This window comes from Novosphingobium sp. PhB57 (assembly GCF_004342985.1).
Lineage (GTDB): Bacteria > Pseudomonadota > Alphaproteobacteria > Sphingomonadales > Sphingomonadaceae > Novosphingobium.
The window spans coordinates 209839-229921 of the sequence record NZ_SMBO01000002.1; the positions used below are offsets into that span (position 1 = coordinate 209839).

Annotated in this window: 14 protein-coding genes; 6 read left to right on the plus strand and 8 right to left on the minus strand. The window is 67.0% G+C overall.

Annotated elements, in window-relative coordinates; all coding sequences use genetic code 11:
• Window positions 1-142: 142 nt before the first annotated feature.
• Window positions 143-2983, plus strand: a complete 2841-nt coding sequence (gene polA, locus EDF58_RS08650; RefSeq protein ID WP_132264539.1) for a DNA polymerase I — start codon at window positions 143-145, stop codon at window positions 2981-2983.
• 326 nt (window positions 2984-3309) lie between these two features.
• The gene (locus EDF58_RS08655; RefSeq protein WP_132264541.1) at window positions 3310-4452 is read left to right on the plus strand and encodes a mechanosensitive ion channel domain-containing protein; all 1143 of its coding nucleotides are present in this window, start codon (window positions 3310-3312) and stop codon (window positions 4450-4452) included.
• 22 nt (window positions 4453-4474) lie between these two features.
• Here EDF58_RS08655 and EDF58_RS08660 read toward each other — a convergent pair whose 3' ends face one another.
• The 5 genes from EDF58_RS08660 to EDF58_RS08680 all read right to left on the minus strand — a co-directional run bounded on the left by EDF58_RS08660 (window position 4475) and on the right by EDF58_RS08680 (window position 11722).
• The gene (locus EDF58_RS08660; RefSeq protein WP_132264542.1) at window positions 4475-6067 is read right to left on the minus strand and encodes an ABC-F family ATP-binding cassette domain-containing protein; all 1593 of its coding nucleotides are present in this window, start codon (window positions 6065-6067) and stop codon (window positions 4475-4477) included.
• Window positions 6068-6179: 112 nt separating this feature from the next.
• Window positions 6180-6959, minus strand: a complete 780-nt coding sequence (locus tag EDF58_RS08665) for a glutaminyl-peptide cyclotransferase (RefSeq protein ID WP_132264544.1) — start codon at window positions 6957-6959, stop codon at window positions 6180-6182.
• A gap of 92 nt (window positions 6960-7051) precedes the next feature.
• Entirely contained in the window at window positions 7052-9367 is a 2316-nt protein-coding gene (locus EDF58_RS08670) for a CDC48 family AAA ATPase (protein ID WP_132264546.1), read from the minus strand.
• Window positions 9368-9950: 583 nt separating this feature from the next.
• Window positions 9951-10733, minus strand: coding sequence for a universal stress protein (locus EDF58_RS08675; protein WP_132264547.1), 783 nt, complete (start codon window positions 10731-10733; stop codon window positions 9951-9953).
• Between the two features lie 77 nt (window positions 10734-10810).
• Window positions 10811-11722, minus strand: coding sequence for a LysR family transcriptional regulator (locus EDF58_RS08680; protein WP_132264549.1), 912 nt, complete (start codon window positions 11720-11722; stop codon window positions 10811-10813).
• A 191-nt stretch (window positions 11723-11913) separates the two neighbouring features.
• On the opposite strand from EDF58_RS08680, the gene EDF58_RS08685 reads away from it, so the two are divergent.
• The 4 genes from EDF58_RS08685 to EDF58_RS08700 all read left to right on the plus strand — a co-directional run bounded on the left by EDF58_RS08685 (window position 11914) and on the right by EDF58_RS08700 (window position 14610).
• Window positions 11914-12621, plus strand: coding sequence for a CoA transferase subunit A (locus tag EDF58_RS08685; protein WP_132264550.1), 708 nt, complete (start codon window positions 11914-11916; stop codon window positions 12619-12621).
• A complete protein-coding gene (locus EDF58_RS08690) occupies window positions 12621-13256 on the plus strand; it encodes a 3-oxoacid CoA-transferase subunit B (RefSeq protein WP_132264552.1) in 636 nt (211 codons plus the stop codon). Before EDF58_RS08685 ends, EDF58_RS08690 begins: the two co-directional genes overlap by 1 nt.
• 23 nt (window positions 13257-13279) lie before the next feature.
• A complete protein-coding gene (locus tag EDF58_RS08695) occupies window positions 13280-13966 on the plus strand; it encodes a glutathione S-transferase family protein (RefSeq protein ID WP_132264554.1) in 687 nt (228 codons plus the stop codon).
• 98 nt (window positions 13967-14064) lie between these two features.
• Entirely contained in the window at window positions 14065-14610 is a 546-nt protein-coding gene (locus tag EDF58_RS08700) for a glutathione peroxidase (protein ID WP_132264556.1), read from the plus strand.
• 63 nt (window positions 14611-14673) lie between these two features.
• On the opposite strand, the gene EDF58_RS08705 is transcribed toward EDF58_RS08700, so the two are convergent.
• The 3 genes from EDF58_RS08705 to metK form a co-directional block, all read right to left on the minus strand.
• On the minus strand, window positions 14674-17625 hold the full coding sequence (locus EDF58_RS08705) for a CHAT domain-containing protein (RefSeq protein ID WP_132264558.1): 2952 nt from the start codon (window positions 17623-17625) through the stop codon (window positions 14674-14676).
• Window positions 17626-17765: 140 nt separating this feature from the next.
• The gene (locus tag EDF58_RS08710) at window positions 17766-18650 is read right to left on the minus strand and encodes a sulfurtransferase (protein ID WP_243654140.1); all 885 of its coding nucleotides are present in this window, start codon (window positions 18648-18650) and stop codon (window positions 17766-17768) included.
• A gap of 197 nt (window positions 18651-18847) precedes the next feature.
• Window positions 18848-20065: a methionine adenosyltransferase gene (gene metK / locus EDF58_RS08715; protein WP_132264560.1), complete on the minus strand. Its 1218-nt coding sequence runs from the start codon at window positions 20063-20065 to the stop codon at window positions 18848-18850.
• Window positions 20066-20083 lie beyond the last annotated feature (18 nt).

The following is a 20083-nucleotide window of genomic DNA, read 5'->3' on the forward strand; positions in this document are numbered from 1 at the left end:
GGCCGCTCGGACGCGCGATTCAAGCAGTCGCGGGCAAACGACGGGGGAGCGAATTGGTTCCATCTATTCCGCCGGGTGATTTCACCCGCCTCTTTCCACTGCCCTGCTGACGGCCCGCGCCCGCGCTGCTAGTGGTCTTGCCATGGATTCCAAGCAGCATCTCTACCTCGTCGACGGCTCGGCCTACATCTTCCGCGCCTATCACCGTCTGCCGCCCCTGACGAACCCGGAAGGGACGCCGGTGGGCGCGGTCTACGGCTATACGACGATGCTGTGGAAGCTCGCGGACGACCTGAACAAGGCCGACGGGCCGACTCACCTGGCGGTGATCCTCGATGCCGGCAGCCATTCGTTCCGCAACGATATCTACGACGACTACAAGGCCAACCGTCCCCCGCCGCCCGAGGATCTGGTTCCCCAGTTCCCGCTGATCCGCGACGCCACCCGCGCCTTCTCGCTGCCCTGCATCGAGGAAGCGGGCTTCGAGGCGGACGACCTGATCGCTTCCTACGCCCGCGTCGCCACCGCGCAGGGCTGGGACGTGACCATCGTGTCCTCGGACAAGGACCTGATGCAGTTGGTCGGCAAATGCGGGATCGGTGGGGGCTGCGTCGACATGCTCGATACCATGAAGAACCAGCGCATCGACATTCCCGAAGTGGTCGAGAAGTTCGGCGTCCCGCCGGAGAAGGTGGGCGACGTGCTGGCGCTGATGGGCGATTCGGTGGACAACGTGCCCGGCGTCTACGGGGTCGGCCCCAAGACCGCCTCGAAGCTGATCCAGGACTATGGCGACCTCGAATCCGCGCTCGCCGCCGCGCCTGCGATGAAGAAGTCCAAGCTTCAGGAGCGCCTGATCGAACAGGCCGATCAGGCCCGCCTGTCCAAGGTGCTGGTCACTCTGAAGGAAGACTGCACGCTGCCGATGGCGCTGGAGGACTTCAAGCTGGACGCGATCCCGCCCGCGCCGCTTGCGGAATTCCTCGGCAGGCACGGCTTCACCAGCCTGCTCAAGCGCCTGGACGGCGGCACCGGCAGCCCGGACCGGCCGACCCAGCTTCACCCGGCCAAGCCCGTCACCGCCGCCAGCGGCCCCACCGAGGGCGCGGCGCGACAGTCGCTGCCGGAATGGCCGGCGGTGGATTATGCCGCCTACGAATGCGTGCAGACGGTTGAAGCGCTGGAGCGCTGGGTGGCGCGCGGGCTGGCCGCTCATGTCGTGGCCATCGACACCGAGACATCGATGCTCGATTCGATGAAAGCGGATCTGGCAGGCGTCAGCCTTGCGCTCGGCCCGAACGATGCGTGCTACATTCCGCTCGGCCATGGCGGCACCGACATGTTCGCCGAGAAGCCGCAGCAGGTGCCGCTGCAGACTGCGCTGGCGCTGCTCAAGCCGCTGCTGGAGAGCGATGCGGTGCTCAAGGTCGGGCAGAACATCAAGTACGATCTCAATGTGCTGGCCCGCCACGGCATAGACGTGGCGCCGGTGGACGATACGATGATCGTCAGCTTCTGCCTCGATGCCGGCCGCCAGATCGAAGGCATTGGCGGCGGGCACGGCATGGACGAACTGTCCGAACGCCATCTCTCGCACAAGACCATGGCCTTCAAGGACGTCTGCGGCACCGGCAAGAAGGCGATTCCCTTCGGCGAGGTGCCGCTGGACCGCGCCACGCCTTATGCCGCCGAAGATGCCGACGTGACCTGGCGCCTCCACGCCCTGCTCAAGCCGCGCCTTGCGGATGAAGGCGGCACGCGCATCTACGAGCGGGTCGACCGCCCGCTGATCCCGGTCGTGGCGCAGATGGAGCGCCACGGCATCAAGGTGGACCGCGAGAAGCTGGCCGGTCTCTCCAGCCAGTTCGCCGAGGCGATCGGCGCGCTGGAAGGCGAGATCTACGGCAAGGTTGGCCAGGAATTCACCATCGGCAGCCCCAAGCAGCTCGGCGATATCCTGTTCGAGAAGCTCGGCTACAAGGGCGGCAAGAAGGGCAAGAGCGGCCAGTATTCCACCGACCAGTCGGTTCTGGAGGGCTTGGCCACCCAGGGCGCGGAAGTTGCCACCAAGGTGCTGGAATGGCGCCAGCTTTCCAAGCTGCGCTCGACTTATACCGAGGCCCTGCAGGCGGCGATCAACCCGCGGACCGGGCGCGTCCACACCAGCTACAGCCTTGTCGGCGCCCAGACCGGGCGTTTGTCCTCCACCGATCCGAACCTCCAGAACATCCCGATCCGCACCGAAATCGGCCGCCAGATCCGCGACTGCTTCGTGGCCGAGCCGGGCCATGTCCTGCTGGCCGCCGACTATTCGCAGATCGAACTGCGCCTGGCCGCGCACATGGCCGACGTGCCAAGCCTCAAGGAAGCGTTTGCCGAGGGCGAGGACATTCACTCGCGCACGGCGATGGAGATGTTCGGCACCGTGGACCGCGACACGCGCGGGCGCGCCAAGACCATCAACTTCGCGATCCTCTACGGCATTTCCCGCTGGGGCCTCGCCGGCCGTCTCGGCACCGAGGCGGACGAGGCCCAGGCCATGATCGACCGCTACTTCGAGCGGTTCCCGGGCATCCAGCGCTACATCGTCCACACCCTCGAACAAGTGCGCGAGCGCGGCTATTCGGAGACCCTGTTCGGCCGCAAGACCTGGTTCCCGCGCATCACCTCGAAGAACGGCGCCGAGCGCCAGGGCAGCGAACGCGCGGCCATCAACGCGCCGATCCAGGGCACCAGCGCCGATATCATCAAGCGCGCCATGGTCCGCATGAACCCGGCGCTCGCGGCAGCGGGGCTCGGCCATGTCCGCATGTTGCTTCAGGTGCACGACGAACTGGTGTTCGAACTGCCGGAAGCCGATGTCGCGGCCGCGTCCGACGTGATCCGCAGCGTGATGGCCGGCGCGGCGGCGCCTTCCGTCAGCCTCGATGTGCCGCTGGGCGTGGAGATCGGCTCGGGCCTGAGCTGGGGCGCGGCGCACTGACGGCTGGCGTTGGGGTAGGCGCCGGCGGCAAGTGAGCCGCGGCGCCGATCCTCGGGCAGCGCCTAGGTTCCGCTTTGGCCCTGTCGGGGAGCTTCCGCCGCCCCAGGCCATTCCCGTCAGGCGACGGGAGAAAGGTATCCGCTATCCGGGACATCGGTTCCTCACCGGCCGGGCATGAGGCGGTATGCCGCCATCTCGCGCCATATGCCCTCGAAATGGCCTGCGGAATGACGGGCGATGGCCTCCGCTTCGCGCGAAACGCCCTGCAACACCGATGAATCGAAGCCCGGGATGAAACTGCTGCGATGCAGCATTGTTTCAGCACCATGATCCAGTTCATCGATCGCATCCTCGACGGGTTGCCCGATTGGGCGGAGCGGCCGCTCATGGCGGTGCTGGCCGCGCTGATCGGGCTGGTGCTGGCACTCGCTGTGCACACTTTGCTGTTCCGCATCCTCAACCGCATTGCCCATCGCAGCGCGAGCGAGGCGGACGACCTGGTGGTGAACCGGCTCAACCGGCCGACGCGCTGGGCTTTCCTGGCGATGGGCGTGGTGCTGGCCGCGCGCGAGACCCCGGCGCTGGAATCGGTATGGGAGCGGTTCGCGCCTTTCGTCATGCCGCTCCTCACCGGCTGGGTCGCCGTGGCCGTGCTGCGCGCCTTCGTCGAAGCGATGATCGTGCGCGCCGACATCTCGGTGGAGAACAACCGCAATGCCCGTCGCCGCCGGACCCGGCTGGCGATCTTCAGCCGTATCGGCACGTTCCTCATCGTGTTCCTCACCGTATCCGGCATGCTGGCCTCGGTGCCCGGCGTGCGGGAGATCGGCGTGACGCTGATGGCTTCGGCGGGACTGGCGGCCCTGGCGGTCGGCGCGGCGGCGCAGCCCGCGCTCAAGGCGCTGATCGCCGGCTTCCAGATGGCGATGACAGAGCCCATCTCCATCGACGACGTCATCATCCTCGACGGCGAATGGGGCCGCATCGAGGATATCCGCACGACATACGTGGTCGTGCGGCTGTGGGACGACCGGCGCCTGGTGGTACCGTCCAACCGCTTCCTGGAGGACACCTTCCAGAACTGGACCAAGACGACCTCGCAGCTCTTGGGCACGGTGTTCCTCTATCTCGACCAGGGCACCGAAATCGGCCCGATCCGCGAGGAATACAGCCGCCAGATCACGGCGCACCGCCTCTGGGACAAGCGCGCCCAGGTGCTGCAAGTGACGGATTGCAAGGACGAGGCCATCGAAGTGCGCCTGCTCATGAGCGCCAAGGACGGCCCGACCCTGTTCGACCTGCGCTGCGAGATCCGCGAAAGCATGATGGACTGGATCCGCCGGAACCAGCCCGAGGCGCTCGTGCGGCGGCGGACCCTGCCGGTCGGGCCGGTGGAAATGGGTGCCACCGCGGGTTTGGCCGAACTTGTCGCCGCCTCAGCGAATGGCGAGGCCAGGAAGGCGAACTGACCGGGCGGCCGGGACGTGGCCACTAGCCCAGCGCGATCTCTTCACCCAATTCCAGCGCCGCGCGAAAATCCGCGTCGTGGCTGACGCAGAGGATGGCGCCGTCATAGCCGCGCAGGGCCTCCTCCAGCATTTCCACGGAGGCGAGATCCAGGTGATTGGTGGGCTCGTCCAGGATCAGCAGCCAGGGGACGTCCCGGCGCGTGAAGAGGCAGGCCAAAGCCAGCCGCATCCGCTCGCCGCCGGAGAGGGTGGCGACGTCCCGCTCGGCCCAGGCGCTGCGGAAGCCGAAGCGGGCAAGGGCGGCGTGGGCGGCGTGGCGGTCGGCATCGGGGTTGAGCCGCAAGTAGGCGTCCAGCACGCTTCCGCGCTCGCCCAGCAGGGAGACGTGCTGGTCCAGGAGGGCGATGCGCGCATTCCCGGAGTGAAGATCGCCGGTTTGGATATAGCCAGCGTCGGGCCGGTCGAGCCCGGCGAGGATGCGGATCAGGCTGGTCTTGCCCGAGCCATTCGGCCCGGTCACGGCGATCCGGCGCGGGCCGCGCAGAATGAGGTCGAGCGGACCGAACAACCGCCGCCCGCCGCGCTCGCAGCATAGGCCCCGCGCCTCGATCAGGGTATGGCCGGCAGGCAGTCCGCTCGGCGGCAGGTCGATATGGATCGGCGCCAGCACTTCGACTTCGCGGCGGGCCACGTCGAACTGCTCTTGGACGCGGCCGACCAGTTCGTCGCCCAGCTTGCGCTGTCGCCCGCCCGTTTCCTCGGCCCGCTGCTTGCGCGCGCCGAGCAGGATCTTCGGATCGCCGCCCTTCGCAGCGTCCTTGCGGCCCTTGCTGTCGCGGCGCGCCTGCTTCTCGGCTTCCTGCTGCTTCTCGCGCCGGGCCTGCCGCAGGGCGTCCTCGCTGCGTTCGAGCGCCGAGGCCGCGCGGGCGCGTTCGGCGCTGCGCTGTTCGTCGAATGCGTCCCAGCCGCCGCCGACCATATGGATGCCCACGCTCGTCAGTTCGACGATGCGGTCGGCGCGGCGAAGCAGGTCGCGGTCATGGCTGGCGACGAGGGCGCCGCCGCTCCAGGCACCCAGCAAGTCGGCCACGGCCTGGCGTCCGGCATCGTCGAGATTGTTGGTCGGCTCGTCGAGCAGGAGCACGTCGGGTTCGCCCAGCAGCAGCCCCGTCAGCATGAGCCGGGTACGCTGCCCGCCGCTGAAGCTGGCGAGCCGGCGCGCGGGGTCAAGCTCCGCGAAGCCCGCCAGGGCGGCGGCTTTCTCGAAACGTTCGGCAAGGGTCCAGTCGGCGAGGTCGAAATCGTCGTCCTCGAACCGGCCTTGCGTGATGCGGTCGAGCCGGTCGAAGTGCGCGGCAAGGCCCAGCGCCTCGGCGACGCTGGCGTTCTCATCGGGGGGAAGTTGGCGCAGCAGCCCGATCCGGCCCTGGCGCGTGATCGTGCCTTCGGAAATTGGAACTTCGCCGGCAATCGCGCGCAGGAGCGTGCTCTTGCCCGCGCCGTTGCGGCCGACCAGCCCCAGGGTTTCGCGGCCGAGCGCGAAAGTGAGATCGCGGAAGAGGGGAGAACCGTCGGGCGCCGAGCAGGCAACGCGGTCGAGAGTCAGAAATGTCATGGTAACACCGGCAGATAGCGTTTGGGAAAAACGGGCTATGTGCTCAGATGTCCATCGATCCATTCCTTCGGTTGCGACGGGTTCCTTACCTCAACGCGCTTCCATGGGCAAGTCAGGCGCCTTTGGTGCAGGCCGGGGTGATCTGGAATATCTGGTTCCAGTTCTTGCCGGTCACGAAAATGCGGCGGCCTGGCGCGTCCCAGGCGATACCGTTGAGCACGGCATCGACACCGGCGCCGCCCGCCTGCTCGCGCAGCCCGGCAAGGTCGAGCCAGGACTTCACTTTGCCTGTCTTCGGGTCGATGCGGGCGATGCGGTCCGTCATCCAGACATTGGCCCAGATCTCGCCGTCGATCCATTCCAGCTCGTTGAGATTCTCGACGGGCTTGCCCTCGGCCGTGACGGCGAGGCTGCCGGTCTGGCGCATGGTCGCCGGATCGCGGAGGCGCAGGGCGGCGGACCCGTCGCTCTGGTAGATCGTGTTGCCGCTGCGGGTCATGCCCCAGCCTTCGCCTTCGTAATGGAAGGTTCCCAGCGGCTTCAGCGTGGTGCGATCCCAGCGATAGCCGATCCCGTCGCGCCAGGTCAGGCTGATGAGCTGGCCGTTCCAGTCGATCAGCCCTTCGCCGAAGACCGCAGGATCGATCTCGATCTGCCCCACCGGCTCCAGCGTTTCCAGCTTGCGCACGACGATGCGGGAATCGCCCTTCTGGCCGGTGCTTTCGTAGAGCAGGCCCCGGTCGAAGAAGAGGCCTTCGGTGAAGGCGGCGGTGTCATGCGGGAAGGCGTTGTCGATGCGGTATCCGCAGACCGGCACGTCCTTCGCCTGCGCGGCAGGGGCAGCGGTGAGGGCGAGTGCGGCGGCGAGCAAGGCGCGGACGGGAGAATTCATGCGATGCAGGTGCCGCAAGGGCGCGGCCTCCGCAAGAGGCGATGGGATGGGGAGGGGCCGTCGTCCGGACCGGGTCCGGGACGACGTACCGCTCAATCGCCGTGCTTCTTTTCGCGGCGGGATTCGACCATGCCGGGGGCGATGAAACCGATCGGGATCACTTCCATGGCCCGCTTTTTCAGTTCGCCCTTCATGCGCTCGTACTCGGCTTCCATTTCCTCGGTCACCGTGGCGCGGCTGTCCTCGAGTGCATCGTCGAAGTCCTCGCGGCGAACCTGTTCCACTTCGGCACCGCGCTTGCGGATGGCGATCAGACCGGCGCGGCGCACCACGTCCTCCAGGTCCGCGCCGGTGAACCGCTCGGTCCGCGCGGCGACATCGCGCAGCGAGACATCGTCGGCCAGCGGCATGCGGGCGGTGTGGATGCCCAGGATGTGCTCGCGCCCGGCCTCGTCAGGCGTGCCGACATAGACCAGCTCGTCGAAGCGGCCGGGGCGCAGCAGGGCGGGATCGACCAGCGCCGGGCGGTTGGTCGCGCCGATCAGCACGACCGACTGCAGTTCCTCCATGCCGTCCATCTCGGCAAGGATGGTGTTGACCACGCGGGAGGTCACTTGCGGTTCGCCGCCACCGCCGCCCATGCCGCGGGCGGGCACGAGGCTGTCGATCTCGTCGATGAAGATCACGCAAGGCGCGACCTGGCGGGCGCGGGCGAAGAGGCGGGCGATCTGCTGCTCGCTCTCGCCGTACCACTTGGACAGCAGGTCGGACGACTTGATCGAGATGAAGTTCGCCTCCGCCTCCTTGGCGACGGCCTTGGCGAGCAGGGTCTTGCCGGTGCCCGGCGGGCCATAGAGCAGGAAGCCCTTGGCGGGACGGATACCCAGCTTGTGGAAGGCTTCCGGGTTCTTCAGCGGCAGTTCCACGCCTTCCTTCAGCTTGAGCTGCGCATTGTCGAGGCCGCCGATGTCGGCCCAGCCGATGTTGGGCACTTGCACCATGACTTCGCGCATGGCTGAAGGCTGGACGCGCTTGAGCGCGGCCACGAAATCCTCGCGAAGGACCTGGAGTTCTTCCAGCACTTCGGGAGGGATGGTGCGGGCTTCGAGGTCCAGCCGGGGCATGATCCGGCGCACGGCCTCGATCGCGGCCTCGCGGGCGAGGGCGGCCAGGTCGGCGCCGACGAAGCCGTGGGTGGTGCGCGCGAGTTCGTTCAGATCGACCTTGCTGCCCAGCGGCATGCCGCGGGTGTGGATGCCGATGATCTCACGGCGGCCGGCTTCGTCGGGCACACCGATCACGATCTCGCGGTCGAACCGGCCGGGACGGCGCAGGGCCTCATCAATGGCGTCGGGCCGGTTGGTGGCGGCGATCACCACGACATGAGCGCGGCTGTCGATGCCATCCATCAGGGTGAGCAGCTGGGCAACGAGGCGCTTTTCCGCCTCGCCATGAACCTGGCTGCGCTTGGGCGCGATCGAATCGATCTCGTCGATGAAGATGATCGCCGGCGCGGCCTTGGTGGCCTGTTCGAACACCTCGCGCAGGGCCTTCTCGCTTTCGCCATAGCCCGATCCCATGATCTCGGGACCGTTGATGGTGAAGAAGTTGGCCTCGCTCTCGTTGGCAACTGCCTGGGCGAGGCGCGTCTTGCCGGTGCCCGGCGGGCCATGCAGCAGCACGCCCTTCGGCGGGGCGACGCCGAGGCGGGTGAACAGTTCGGGATAGCGCAGCGGCAGTTCCACCATTTCGCGCAGCTGGCGGATGGTATCGCTCATGCCGCCGACATCGTCGTAGTTGACGTCGCCGCGCGCGTCGTGGGCTTCCTCGAAGACCTCGCGCAGTTCCACTTCCGTGTTCTCGTCGATGTGCACGATGCCGCGCGGCGTGGTGGAAACGACGTTGAGGCGGATCTGGGTCAGCGCATAGGCCGGTGCATCGAACATGCGGCGAAGCTGCGGGGGAATATCCGCGACCTGCTGCTGGCCGGTGGTGGCGACAAGGTCGCCCTGCACCATCGGGCGGCCGAAGAAGTTGCGCTTCAGCGCCGCCGAGGGCCCCTGGAGGCGCATATCCTTCTGCGCGGGCGCGAAGACCACGCGCTGCGCGGGGCGCGATTCCGCCTTGCGCACGATGACGTGATCGCCGGATCCGACTTCGGCATTGCCGCGCTGGAGACCGTCCAGGCGAATGACCTGAAGGCCTTCGTCTTCGTCATAGGCGAGCACGGCGCGTGCGACGGTGGCGGCCTTGCCGGTGATTTCCAGCACGTCGCCTTCCATCGCGCCGATCTCGGAAAGCGCCGCGCGCGAGAGGCGGGCGATTCCCTGGCCGCTTTCTTCCTGTCGGGCAGCCGCGACTTGCAGCTTCACGGTCCGATCGTCGACGTTGGTCTGGGCGTCCGCCATGAGTGTCCTTTCATCCTCCCGATGCCGGCACGCACCGCTTCGTGCGTGCCGTCCGGGGTGTGGATCAGGAACTAGGTATCGGCTTCCCGGATTTCAAACCAACCAACGGTCACTGCGGATGTTTCCGATGGAACTCTTTGAGAACGTCGTTCTCACATAAGCAAAAAGAAGGCCCGGACGTTGCCGGCCGGGCCATGAAAGTTTTGGGAGAGGATGCCTGAAAGGCAGCTTCTATATGCTCCGAATCGGGTTTTTGTGCAAGTGCGAAAACACCGATTTGAGATTGCGAAACGCGCAAGCAACGTTGCGCGACTGGTAACTACCCCGGGTATACGACCTGCATTTTAAATAAAACAATGACTTATGAAATGAATCACCTTTCATGTCGGTCTTGACGCAATCGTCAAGGCGATGCGCCTGTCCGCCAGAATGCAAACGTTGACTGTTGCGTCGCGCCATTTGCTCGCCGTGCTGAGTATCTAGCGGAAAAGGCGCCCGATCATGCGAAAGGGCGCCGGTGCACGGCCTGAAGCCGGCACCGACGCCCTCGATACGATTTACCTGCGCGCCTTGCGGGAACTCGTCAGTGCGAGAACAGGACCGCGGGGGCGCTCGCTTCGGACAGGAAGTGGGCGGTGACGCCGCCGAAGAGGAATTCGCGCAGGCGGCTCTTGCCGTAGGCGCCCATGACCAGGAGGTCCGCGTGGTTCTGGTTCACGGCCAGCGCCAAGGTTTCCTCGGTGGAACCGCGCCTTTCGTATTCCTCGTACTCCGCGTGAAGCCCGTTGCGCGACAGATAGCGCAAGGCATCGGTTACCGGAAAGCCGCCGGACTTCTCGATCACGGTCACCAGCTTGACCGTCTGCGCGCTCTGCAACAGCGGCACGGCAGCCTTGAGGGCACTGGCGGCTTGCTCGCCGCCGTCCCAGGCGATGACGGCGCGGCGGATCGGCAGGGCCAGCGTGCGGCCCTCGGGCAGGGCCAGGACCGGCGCGCGGGCCACCATGGCCAATTGCCCGGCAATGCCGCTGGACCGCGAGACGACCACCAGGTCGGACAGGCGCGCGGCGCCGGCAAGGGCGGGAACCGGGTCTTCCTCGCTGCGGATCACTTCGAAGGGAATGTCGCCGCGCGTCAGGCGTGCCTCGATGGCCTCGGCGGCGCTGTCGTCCTCGCCGCGCGCCTTGTCGAGCGCTTCGGAGATGACATAGCTGCCGCCCATCGGGTCCATGGCGATGTAGCGCGAGACCGGGGTATCGACGAGCACGGTTACGTGGCCGTCCATGTGGCGGGCGAGTTCGAGCGCGGTGGCGACGCGGCTGTCGCTATCGGGCTTGCGGTCGGCGTTCACGAGTATCGAGCGCATGGTATTTCTCCCGTTGATGGCAGCTAACCTATGGCCCGGTAACCTATCGTAAGGTCATGGAATTGCCATGACGAAGATCAAACTTCCGCTTCTCCGGCCGTTTCTATGGAGAGGCGGGTGGCGCGCTCGAACAGGTCCATGATCATGGGATCGCGCTCTCGCGTGCGGATCGCGGCTTCGAAATGGACCCTGTGCTGCGGGCGGGGGAGCACTTCCACCAGGATGCCGCGTTCCAGCTCGCGGCGGACCATGGTTTCGGGCAGCACTGCCGCGCCCTGGCCGCGCGAGACGATCTCGATCAGCATGCGCACGTTGTTGCAGGTGTTGAGCGTGCGGGGCGCGATCCGGTGCTGCTCCAGGGTCTCCAGCGTAACTCCGTGGAGCGGGGAGTGGTCGGGCAGGGACCAGACGGGAAAGGAATGAGCGCCCGGCGTCCCGTTGCGGCGCAAATCTGCGGATTCGGCCAAGGCGGGGCTGGAGGCCCAGACCAGGTCGACGGCGCCGATCGGCGTGGTCCGCAGGCCGGGGCTGGCGACGGGGCCGGCCAGGAACACGATGTCGCGGGTGCCCGAGAGAAGCTGCTGGAGCAGCCGGGCCGTCAGGTCGAGTTCGATTTCCAGTGTCACGCCGGGGCGTTCGCGCGCAATCGCGCCGATGAAGCCGGGCAGGCAGGTGGCGGCCGCGATCTCGCCCGAGCCGATCCGCACGGTGCCGCTGGCCCCGGCGAAGTCGCTGGCATCGAGCAGCACGCGCTCCAGACCCTGCCGCAGCGGCTCGCAATCCTGCACCAGGCGGCGGCCGCGTGCCGTCAGCACCATGCGCCGTCCGTCGCGCTGGAACAGCGATACGCCGAGTTGCTCCTCGATCTCGCGAACCCGCGCGGAGATGGCGGGTTGGGTGGTATTGAGTCTTTGCGCCGCGCCTGCGAACGTCCCTAGCCGGTCAATCCACATCAGCGTTTCGAGATGGAAAAGGGCGATACGTTTCATAACCGTGTCTTATCCATTCCGATAAATAACAATCGCTATTCGTAATGGAATTGCCTGTCTAGGCTCGCTTGCCGGAGCGATTTTCCGAGCCGACCAGAACGGCCCGGATGCTCCAAGATTTTGGTTTGCCGCGTTTTCCGGGCCAGAGGGTGATGCCACCCGATCGGAAGACGCTCTAACGGGAGAATGGCATGAACAAGGTCTATCCCAGCGCCGATGCCGCGCTGGACGGATTGCTGAAGGATGGCCTGCTGATCGCCGCCGGTGGTTTCGGCCTTTGCGGCATCCCCGAGCGCCTGCTCGATGCGGTGCGCGATTCGGGCGTGAAGAACCTGACGTTCGCCTCCAACAATGCCGGTATCGACAATGAAGGCATCGGCAAGCTGCTGCGCACCAAGCAGGTGAGCAAGATGATCTCTTCCTACGTCGGCGAGAACAAGGAGTTCGAACGCCAGTTCCTCTCGGGCGAACTCGAAGTCGAATTCTGCCCGCAAGGCACTCTGGCGGAGCGCATGCGCGCCGGCGGCGCCGGGATTCCGGGCTTCTACACCAAGACCGGCGTCGGCACCCAGATCGCCGAGGGCAAGGAAGTGAAAGTCTTCCGCGGCGAGGAATTCATCCTGGAGGAAGGCATCTTCGCCGACCTCAGCCTGGTGAAGGCGTGGAAGGCGGACGAGACCGGCAACGTCGTGTTCCGCAAGACCGCCCGCAACTTCAACGTGCCGGCCGCCACTTGCGGCAAGGTCTGCGTGGTCGAAGTGGAGGAGATCGTCCCCACCGGCTCGCTCGATCCGGACGGCATCCACCTGCCGGGCGTGTTCGTCCAGCGCCTGGTCCTCGGCGCGCCCTACGACAAGAAGATCGAATTCACGACCACGCGCGAGAGGGAGACCGCCTGATGTCCTGGGACCGCAACGAGATGGCCGCGCGCGCGGCAAAGGAACTCCAGGACGGGTTCTACGTGAACCTCGGTATCGGCATACCGACCCTGGTGGCGAACCATGTGCCCGGCGGCATGACGGTGACGCTCCAGTCGGAAAACGGGATGCTCGGCATCGGGCCGTTTCCTTACGCCGACGAAGTCGACGCCGACCTCATCAACGCGGGCAAGCAGACCGTCAGCGAACTGCCGCAGTCGGCCTATTTCGACAGCGCCACCAGCTTCGGCATGATCCGCGGCGGACACATCGACCTGGCCGTGCTGGGCGCGATGGAGATTGCCGAGAACGGCGACATCGCCAACTGGATGATCCCCGGCAAGATGATCAAGGGCATGGGCGGCGCGATGGACCTCGTGGCCGGCGTGAAGAAGATCATCGTCGTGATGGAACACAACGCCAAGAACGGCGATCCCAAGTTCATCCCGGCGTGCACTCTGCCGCTCACCGGCAAGAACGTGGTCGACATGATCGTCACCGATCTGGCCGTGTTCCAGCGGCCCGACCACCAGAGCCCATTCAAGCTGATCGAACTGGCTCCGGGCGTGACGGCCGACGAAGTCGCCGCTAAGACCACGGCGCACTACACGACCTGATGTCCCGCGAAGGAGAGTTCCGGATGGCCTATACCTTGATCACCGCCAATCGGAACTACTCCAGCTGGTCGCTGCGGCCGTGGCTGTTGATGAAGGCGCTCGGCATCGATTTCGCCGATCGGATCGAGCCCTTCACCGCGCCTGCGAACTACGACGCATTCCGCAGCTTCTCGCCCACCGGGCAAGTGCCCGCGCTGATCGACGGCGACCGTACCTTGTGGGATTCCCTGGGCATCACGCTCTATCTGGCGGACCGCCATCCCGGCATCTGGCCGGCCGACGAAGCGGCACGCGCCTTCGCGCAATGCGCGGTCGCGGAAATGCACGGCGGCTTCTCGGCCCTGCGCAACGACTGCACGATGAATGTCGGCGTCCGCGTTCGCCCAAAGCCGATGCGGCCGGGGCTGGTCCGCGATGTGGCCCGGCTGCGCGAGCTGTTCAGCGAGGGGCTCTCGCGCTTCGGCGGCCCCTGGCTGGCCGGGGCCAGCTTCACCGCCGTGGATGCCTTCTTCGCCCCGGTCGCCTTTCGCATCCGCACTTACGGCCTCGATGTCGGCACCTGCCAGTCCTGGGTCGATGCCGTGCTGGATCACCCCGCGATGAAGCAGTGGGAAGCCGAAGCCCTGGCCGAGACCTGGCGTGAGGAAGGCCACGAGGCGGAACTGGCCGAATGCGGCGACGTGATCGCCGACTACCGCAACGCGGATTGATCGCGCGCAGCCTTGCCGCCAATGCCTTGCTTGCGTCACCAAGCTGACGCAGTCTCCGTCCCCGAACCTATTCCCTCGCTTCCCTTGGAGAGCCTCGAATGTCCGATATCGCCCAGATTCCGCTGACCCGCATCGATGGCAGCGCCGACAGCCTGGCCAATCACGAAGGCAAAGTCCTTCTGGTGGTCAACGTCGCCTCCAAGTGCGGACTGACGCCGCAGTACGAAGGGCTGGAAAAGCTTTACGAGGACTACAAGGGCAAGGGCTTCGAAGTGCTGGGCTTCCCGGCCAACGACTTCGGCGCGCAGGAGCCGGGCACCGACGAGGAAATCGTCGAGTTCTGCCAGCTCAACTACGGCGTCTCGTTCCCGCTCTTCACCAAGGCCGACGTTACCGGCGAAGCCAAGCAGCCGCTCTATGCCGCGCTCACCGCAGCCATTCCCACCAAGCAGGGCGATGTCGATGGCATGAAGGAGCGCTTCAAGGGCTATGGCATGACCCCGAACGACGATCCCGAAGTGCTGTGGAACTTCGAGAAGTTCCTGGTCTCGCGCGAGGGCGCCGTGGTCGGACGTTTCGCGCCGGGCACCACCCCGCAGGATCCGCTGCTGGTGGATGCGATCGAGGGCGAACTGGCCAAGTAAGGCGAACTGGCCGAGTAGGGCAGGGCGGGCCGGACGGGGAGGTTCTCCGGTCCGGCCACCTGCTCATTCGCCGACGAGGACGAAAGGCGCCCATGTCGCGGGGTGGGCCCCGCCAGCCACATGGGTGTCCCCAAGCACGGTCATCTGCGCGCGTCTCAGCGCCTCGGCGCGGCTGGTCCGGCCATGCGCCGCCCGCACGGTACGCAGCGTCATGCGACTGGCGACATCGTCGCGGACGGGCCAGTGCGACAGCAGGAGCGCGCGGGCTCCCGCCGAAACGAAAGCGCGGGCCAGGCCCGAATACGTCGGGGCATTCTCGCTCTCGCCCGCGCTGGTGTCGCAGGCCGAGAGAATCACCCAGTCCGCATCCAGGTTCAATCGCGCGATTTCCGAAGCGGTGAGCAGGCCATCTTCGGAGCCATCCGAGCCGGGGGCGGGCGTGAGCACCAGGGCAGGCTCCACCAGGTTGCGGTACGCGCCGCCGACGAGGCCGTGAGTGGCGAAGGCGATCACCCCGGCGGCTGAGAGCGGGGCTGCTTTCACGGCCGCCTCGGTCGCCCCCGCTCCCACGAGAACCTGGCGCTCGCCATGAAAAGACCGGGCCATGGCCTGAAGTTCCTGCGCCGCACCCGGCAGTTCGGGCAGGCCGGCGAGCGTGGATTCGAGGGAGTTCGTCCAGCTTTCCGTTCCGCCCCGGGGCAGAAGCGGCGCACCGATCCCGGCAAATCCGCGCGGGCGGGCATGGCGCTCGCCGGGGCGGGCGAGCGGCGCTGCGGTCACCAGCGTGCTCACGCCGTGATGGCGGGCGAGCCAGTCGGTCTGGCGCAGCGCCTGCGGATCGGCATCGTCGCCAGTCGGGGGCTTTGTCACCAGCGCGCCGAAGGGCAGGGCGGACAGCATGCCCGGCGCCAGGATCGCGACATCGCGGCTTTCCTGCAGCGCCCTGGCGATCGGCTGGGGGAACAGCAGCCGGTAGAGCTGGTAGGCCGAATCGCGGTCGAAGGCGGATTTGCCGTCGGTGAGCACGCCGTCCTCGATCGAGGCGCGAAGCCGCCGCTGCAATTCGGCAAGGCGGCGTCCGGGGATCGGCGTTTCCGCCGCCGTCACTGCCTTGCGGGTGACGGCCATGATCACGAGGCCCTCCGCGTCCTGCCCGTAGAGCAGGAGCGCCTGGCCCGGCGCCAGTCGGGACCGGGCGGCGGCCAGGCTGGCCGGTTCGAAACCCGTCAGCGAGGCATAGCCGGGCACCAGTGCGCCGATACGTTTGTCCAGTGCGCGGAGGTTTTCCTCGGCTGCGGCGATCCTCTCGGCGGTCGTGTCGGGGCTCTCGTTCGGGCTTGCGCCGGTCCGGTCCCGGGTGAGCGCGCGGTCGCGCTGCTTGTGCAATTCGCGCAGTTCGGCGCTGGCGGAGAGATAGGCGCGGATCGCGGCATTGGCCTCGGGACCATAGCGATCGGCAATGGCGTCGACGGAAGTGAACGCGGTCTGGAGATCGCCCATCCCCGCCATCTGCAAGGCGTCGAATGCGGTTTCCCGGTCTCCTGCGGCGATGGCGATCCGGGCTTCGAGGACGAATGTGCCCGCGGCCTGGTCGCGAAGGCGAATGGTGCCGGTGGCGGCGCTGGTGCGATCCAGCAGATGGCTGCGCAGAGGTTCGAGCGCGGGTTTTGCCGCAGCGAGCGCCGCTGCCGGATCGCCCCGGCGGGCGTCGACGGCGGCGCGCAGGGCCAGCGCGGCCACCCGGTCGAGATTGGTCGGCAGCGCCCGGCGCGCATAGGCTGCATTGACATGGTCGAGCAGCGCCTGCGCCGCATCGATGTCTCCGGTGGCAAGGAGCAGTTTGGCCAGGCTGAGTTCGGCGCGGAGCACTTCGGGATCGTCGGGCGAGGCGGCGATGCGCCGCGCCATGCCCAGTGCCTTGCGGTCGAGCGCGAGGGCGCGGTCGATCTGGCCGTCGTCGCGGACGATCCGGGCGATTTGCCCGAAGACATTGGCGCCGGACATCGGCTGGTCCGAAGCGGGCAGCTTTTCGAAAATCTCCGCCGAGCGCTCGTAGAAACCCAAGGCGTCCTCGGAAAATCCGGCCAGATCCAGCGCATAGGCCACGGCATTGAGCGAATAGCCCAGATCGCGCGGGTCGGGATCGCTCTTGGCCATGCGCAAGTCCAGCGCCCGCCGCAGGATCGGCGTGGCCTGGGCGTAAAGCCCCGCATCGTTGAGCGCGGCGCCCAGCGCATTGAGCGTGGCCAGCGTCAGGCGGTGCTCCTTGCCGAGATGCGAGTCGGCCCAGATCGCGGCGGCGCGGGCGGCGGCGATCGCGGACGTCGAATCGCCGGCCTGAATCTGCAAGGTGCTGAGGGTTATGCCGTAGACGGCGGGACTCTCGTTGTTCCGGCCCGTCCGCGTGCTGGCCAGGGTGGCCACGGTCACGGCCTGCTGCACTTTGGGAATCGCTTCCAGAGGCAGCCCGCGGCGGTAGTCGATCAGCGCCAGCCCGTAGAGCGCGGCGGCATATTCGCTGCTGTCGCGCCCGGCGAGGGTCTCGCTCAATTCCAGTGCGCGCAGCTTGTAGGTTCGCGCTTCGTCCAGCTTGCCCATGCTGGAGAGTGCGGATCCGATGTTGTTGACGATTTCCGCCCGGCGCGGCGTCATGGGTTGATTCCGCGCGGTCATCTCCGCGTCGAAATCGCGAAAGCCCGCCAGCGCTTCCTTGTAGCGGCCCATCCAGAACAGCGCTTCGGCCCGGGTGGCTTCGGCCATGAGGCGGTCCACGGGATCGACGGCGCCGGCCTTGCGGGCACCGGCAAGCGCGGCATCGATCCGGCGGAGCGCGGCCTTGGGATCGCCCGAGGTGTCGTAGTCGGCAAGGGCGCGAAGTTCGGCCACGGCGGAAACTGGCCCGGGCGCTGCCGAGGCTCCTGCCGCAGTCCGGGCCGAAGCCAGCGCCGCCGGAACGCCCACCGTCATTTCCGCCAGAAGGCCCGCTGCCAGGCAGGCCCAGAGCCGAGTCTTCATGCTTGCCCCCCGCCGTAAGTCGATGGCCGGGGCGAATCCCCTTCATCGAAACCGGCAACGCTCATTCAAGGGCAGAAATCCGGGCTTCGAGCAAGCATCCAATTGTTCTGACAGCGCAAACCCTGCTTCAGTAGGGGCGCTCAGGCGTCTCCGGTGGCGACGGGCCGGGCCGGGTCGGCGATCCATTCGCTCCATGATCCGGGGTAGAGCCTTGGCTGCGGCAGGCCAGCCACAGCCATCGCCAGGGCATTGTGACAGGCTGTCACACCCGAGCCGCAGGAGAGCAGGGCCGGCTGCTCTCCCAGCAGGGCGGTGAAGGCAGCGCCGAGTTCGTCGGCCGGGCGGAAACGTCCATCGGCGGCGAGGTTGTCGCGGAAGAAGCGGTTGCGGGCGCCCGGGATATGCCCGGCTACGGGGTCGACGGGGTTGGGATCGCCCCGGAACCGCGAAGGGTCGCGCGCGTCCAGCACCTGCGCCGCGCCTTGCTCGATATTGGCCAGGACTTCCCGCGCGGTGGCCGGCGAGGGGACGAGCGGATCGCCGGCGACGAAGTCGCCCGGCACGGCAGGTGCGGCGTCGCCGGTCTCCAGCGGCAGGCCGGCGACCGTCCAGGCTTGCTTGCCGCCGTCGAGCACGGCGACCCTGGCGTGGCCTATCCAGCGCAGCAACCACCAGGCCCGCGCCGCCCAGGCGCCGCCGCTGGAATCGCAGGCCACCACCTGCTGGCCCTGCTTGAGTCCCTGAGTCCGTAGCCAGGCCGCGAAAGCGACGCGCGCGGGCAGCGGATGGCGGCCGTTGCTGCCATCGGGCGGGCCGGCCAGATCCTCGTCGAGATGGGCATAGCGCGCGCCCGGCAGGTGCCCGGCGCGATAGGCGGCACGGCCCTTGTCCGGCATGCCCAGTTCGAAATCGCAATCGAGCACCAGCACGTCCGCACCGTCCGCGAAGAGCGCGTGCAACTGCGGAACGGATATCAGCGTGTCGTAAGCCATCGGGAATGCCTCGGAGAAGAGATCGGAAGCCATTAGGCTAAAGCCGGGCGTGCTGTCGACGCCGCGCATCGCGAATAGCGCAGCACCGGGCGCAGGCGGATGACAGTGGGGAGAAAAGTCCGAACCTGGCTGGACGGAACGAAAACGGGCCGGGTTCCCGCGTGGGAAACCCGGCCCGCTTCAAGGCCGTCCGCCGAATTCCGGGATCAGGTCCCGGATCGGACTGCGGTTCAGGCCAGAGCGGCCTTCAGCGCGTCGGCAAGGTCGGTGCGTTCCCAGGGGAACAGGTCGCCTTCGGGCTTGCGGCCGAAGTGGCCGTAAGCAGCCGTCTTGCCGTAGATCGGCTTGTTGAGGCCAAGACCCGTGCGGATGCCGCGCGGGGTCAGGCCGCCGAGCTTGTCCGCAGCGACCTTGGCGATTGCCACTTCGAGATCCGCGTCGCTGGCCGAGCCGGTGCCGTGAGTATCGACATAGAGCGAAAGCGGCTCGGACACGCCGATCGCATAGGCGATCTGGATCGTGCAGCGCTTGGCGAGGCCGGCTGCGACGACGTTCTTCGCGAGGTAGCGCGTGACGTAGGCGGCCGAACGGTCGACCTTGGTGGGGTCCTTGCCCGAGAAGGCGCCGCCGCCATGCGGAGCCGCACCGCCGTAGGTGTCGACGATGATCTTGCGGCCAGTCAGGCCGGCATCGCCGTCAGGGCCGCCGATTTCGAACTTGCCGGTGGGGTTGATGTGGAACTTGGTGTTTTCGGTGACGAAGCCGGCGGGCAGGATCTCGCCCACGGCCTTCTTCACGTATTCCTTGAGTTCCGCGTCCTTGCCGCCTTCGTGGTAGCCGGCCTTGTGCTGGGTGGAGACGACCACGGCGGTCGCTTCCACGGGCACGCCGTCCTTGAAGCGCAGGGTGACCTGGCTCTTGGCGTCGGGTTCGAGGAACGGCGCGGCGCCCGAGTGACGGTCGGCCGCGAGGCGTTCGAGGATCTTGTGGCTGTAATCGAGCGTGGCCGGCATGAGGTCCGGCGTTTCGTCGCAGGCGAAACCGAACATGATGCCCTGGTCGCCGGCGCCTTCGTCCTTGTTGCCGGCCGAGTCCACGCCCTGCGCGATGTCCGCGCTCTGCGGGTGCAGGTGGTTCTCGAACAGCAGGTCCTGCCAGTGGAAGCCGGCCTGTTCGTAGCCGATGCGCTTCACGGTTTCACGGACGATGTGCTGGATTTCCTCCTGCGCGCCGTCTTCCCAGTGACCGTCCTTGTCGATCATGCCCTTGCCGCGCACTTCGCCGGCAAGGACGACACGCTGGGTGGTCGTCAGGGTTTCGCAGGCAACGCGGGCTTCCGGGTCCTTCGAAAGGAAGAGATCGACGATGGCGTCGGAAATCTGGTCCGAAACCTTGTCGGGATGGCCTTCCGAGACGCTCTCGGAGGTGAAGACATAGTCATTTCGCATCGTGACACCACATATAAA

Bases quoted from the DNA above. Each gene is read 5' to 3' on its own strand.
- polA (WP_132264539.1), top strand. From the start codon at position 143: ATGGATTCCAAGCAGCATCTCTACCTCGTCGACGGCTCGGCCTACATC.
- EDF58_RS08655 (WP_132264541.1), top strand. From the start codon at position 3,310: ATGATCCAGTTCATCGATCGCATCCTCGACGGGTTGCCCGATTGGGCG.
- EDF58_RS08660 (WP_132264542.1), bottom strand. From the start codon at position 6,067: ATGACATTTCTGACTCTCGACCGCGTTGCCTGCTCGGCGCCCGACGGT.
- EDF58_RS08665 (WP_132264544.1), bottom strand. From the start codon at position 6,959: ATGAATTCTCCCGTCCGCGCCTTGCTCGCCGCCGCACTCGCCCTCACC.
- EDF58_RS08670 (WP_132264546.1), bottom strand. From the start codon at position 9,367: ATGGCGGACGCCCAGACCAACGTCGACGATCGGACCGTGAAGCTGCAA.
- EDF58_RS08675 (WP_132264547.1), bottom strand. From the start codon at position 10,733: ATGCGCTCGATACTCGTGAACGCCGACCGCAAGCCCGATAGCGACAGC.
- EDF58_RS08680 (WP_132264549.1), bottom strand. From the start codon at position 11,722: ATGAAACGTATCGCCCTTTTCCATCTCGAAACGCTGATGTGGATTGAC.
- EDF58_RS08685 (WP_132264550.1), top strand. From the start codon at position 11,914: ATGAACAAGGTCTATCCCAGCGCCGATGCCGCGCTGGACGGATTGCTG.
- EDF58_RS08690 (WP_132264552.1), top strand. From the start codon at position 12,621: ATGTCCTGGGACCGCAACGAGATGGCCGCGCGCGCGGCAAAGGAACTC.
- EDF58_RS08695 (WP_132264554.1), top strand. From the start codon at position 13,280: ATGGCCTATACCTTGATCACCGCCAATCGGAACTACTCCAGCTGGTCG.
- EDF58_RS08700 (WP_132264556.1), top strand. From the start codon at position 14,065: ATGTCCGATATCGCCCAGATTCCGCTGACCCGCATCGATGGCAGCGCC.
- EDF58_RS08705 (WP_132264558.1), bottom strand. From the start codon at position 17,625: ATGAAGACTCGGCTCTGGGCCTGCCTGGCAGCGGGCCTTCTGGCGGAA.
- EDF58_RS08710 (WP_243654140.1), bottom strand. From the start codon at position 18,650: ATGGCTTCCGATCTCTTCTCCGAGGCATTCCCGATGGCTTACGACACG.
- metK (WP_132264560.1), bottom strand. From the start codon at position 20,065: ATGCGAAATGACTATGTCTTCACCTCCGAGAGCGTCTCGGAAGGCCAT.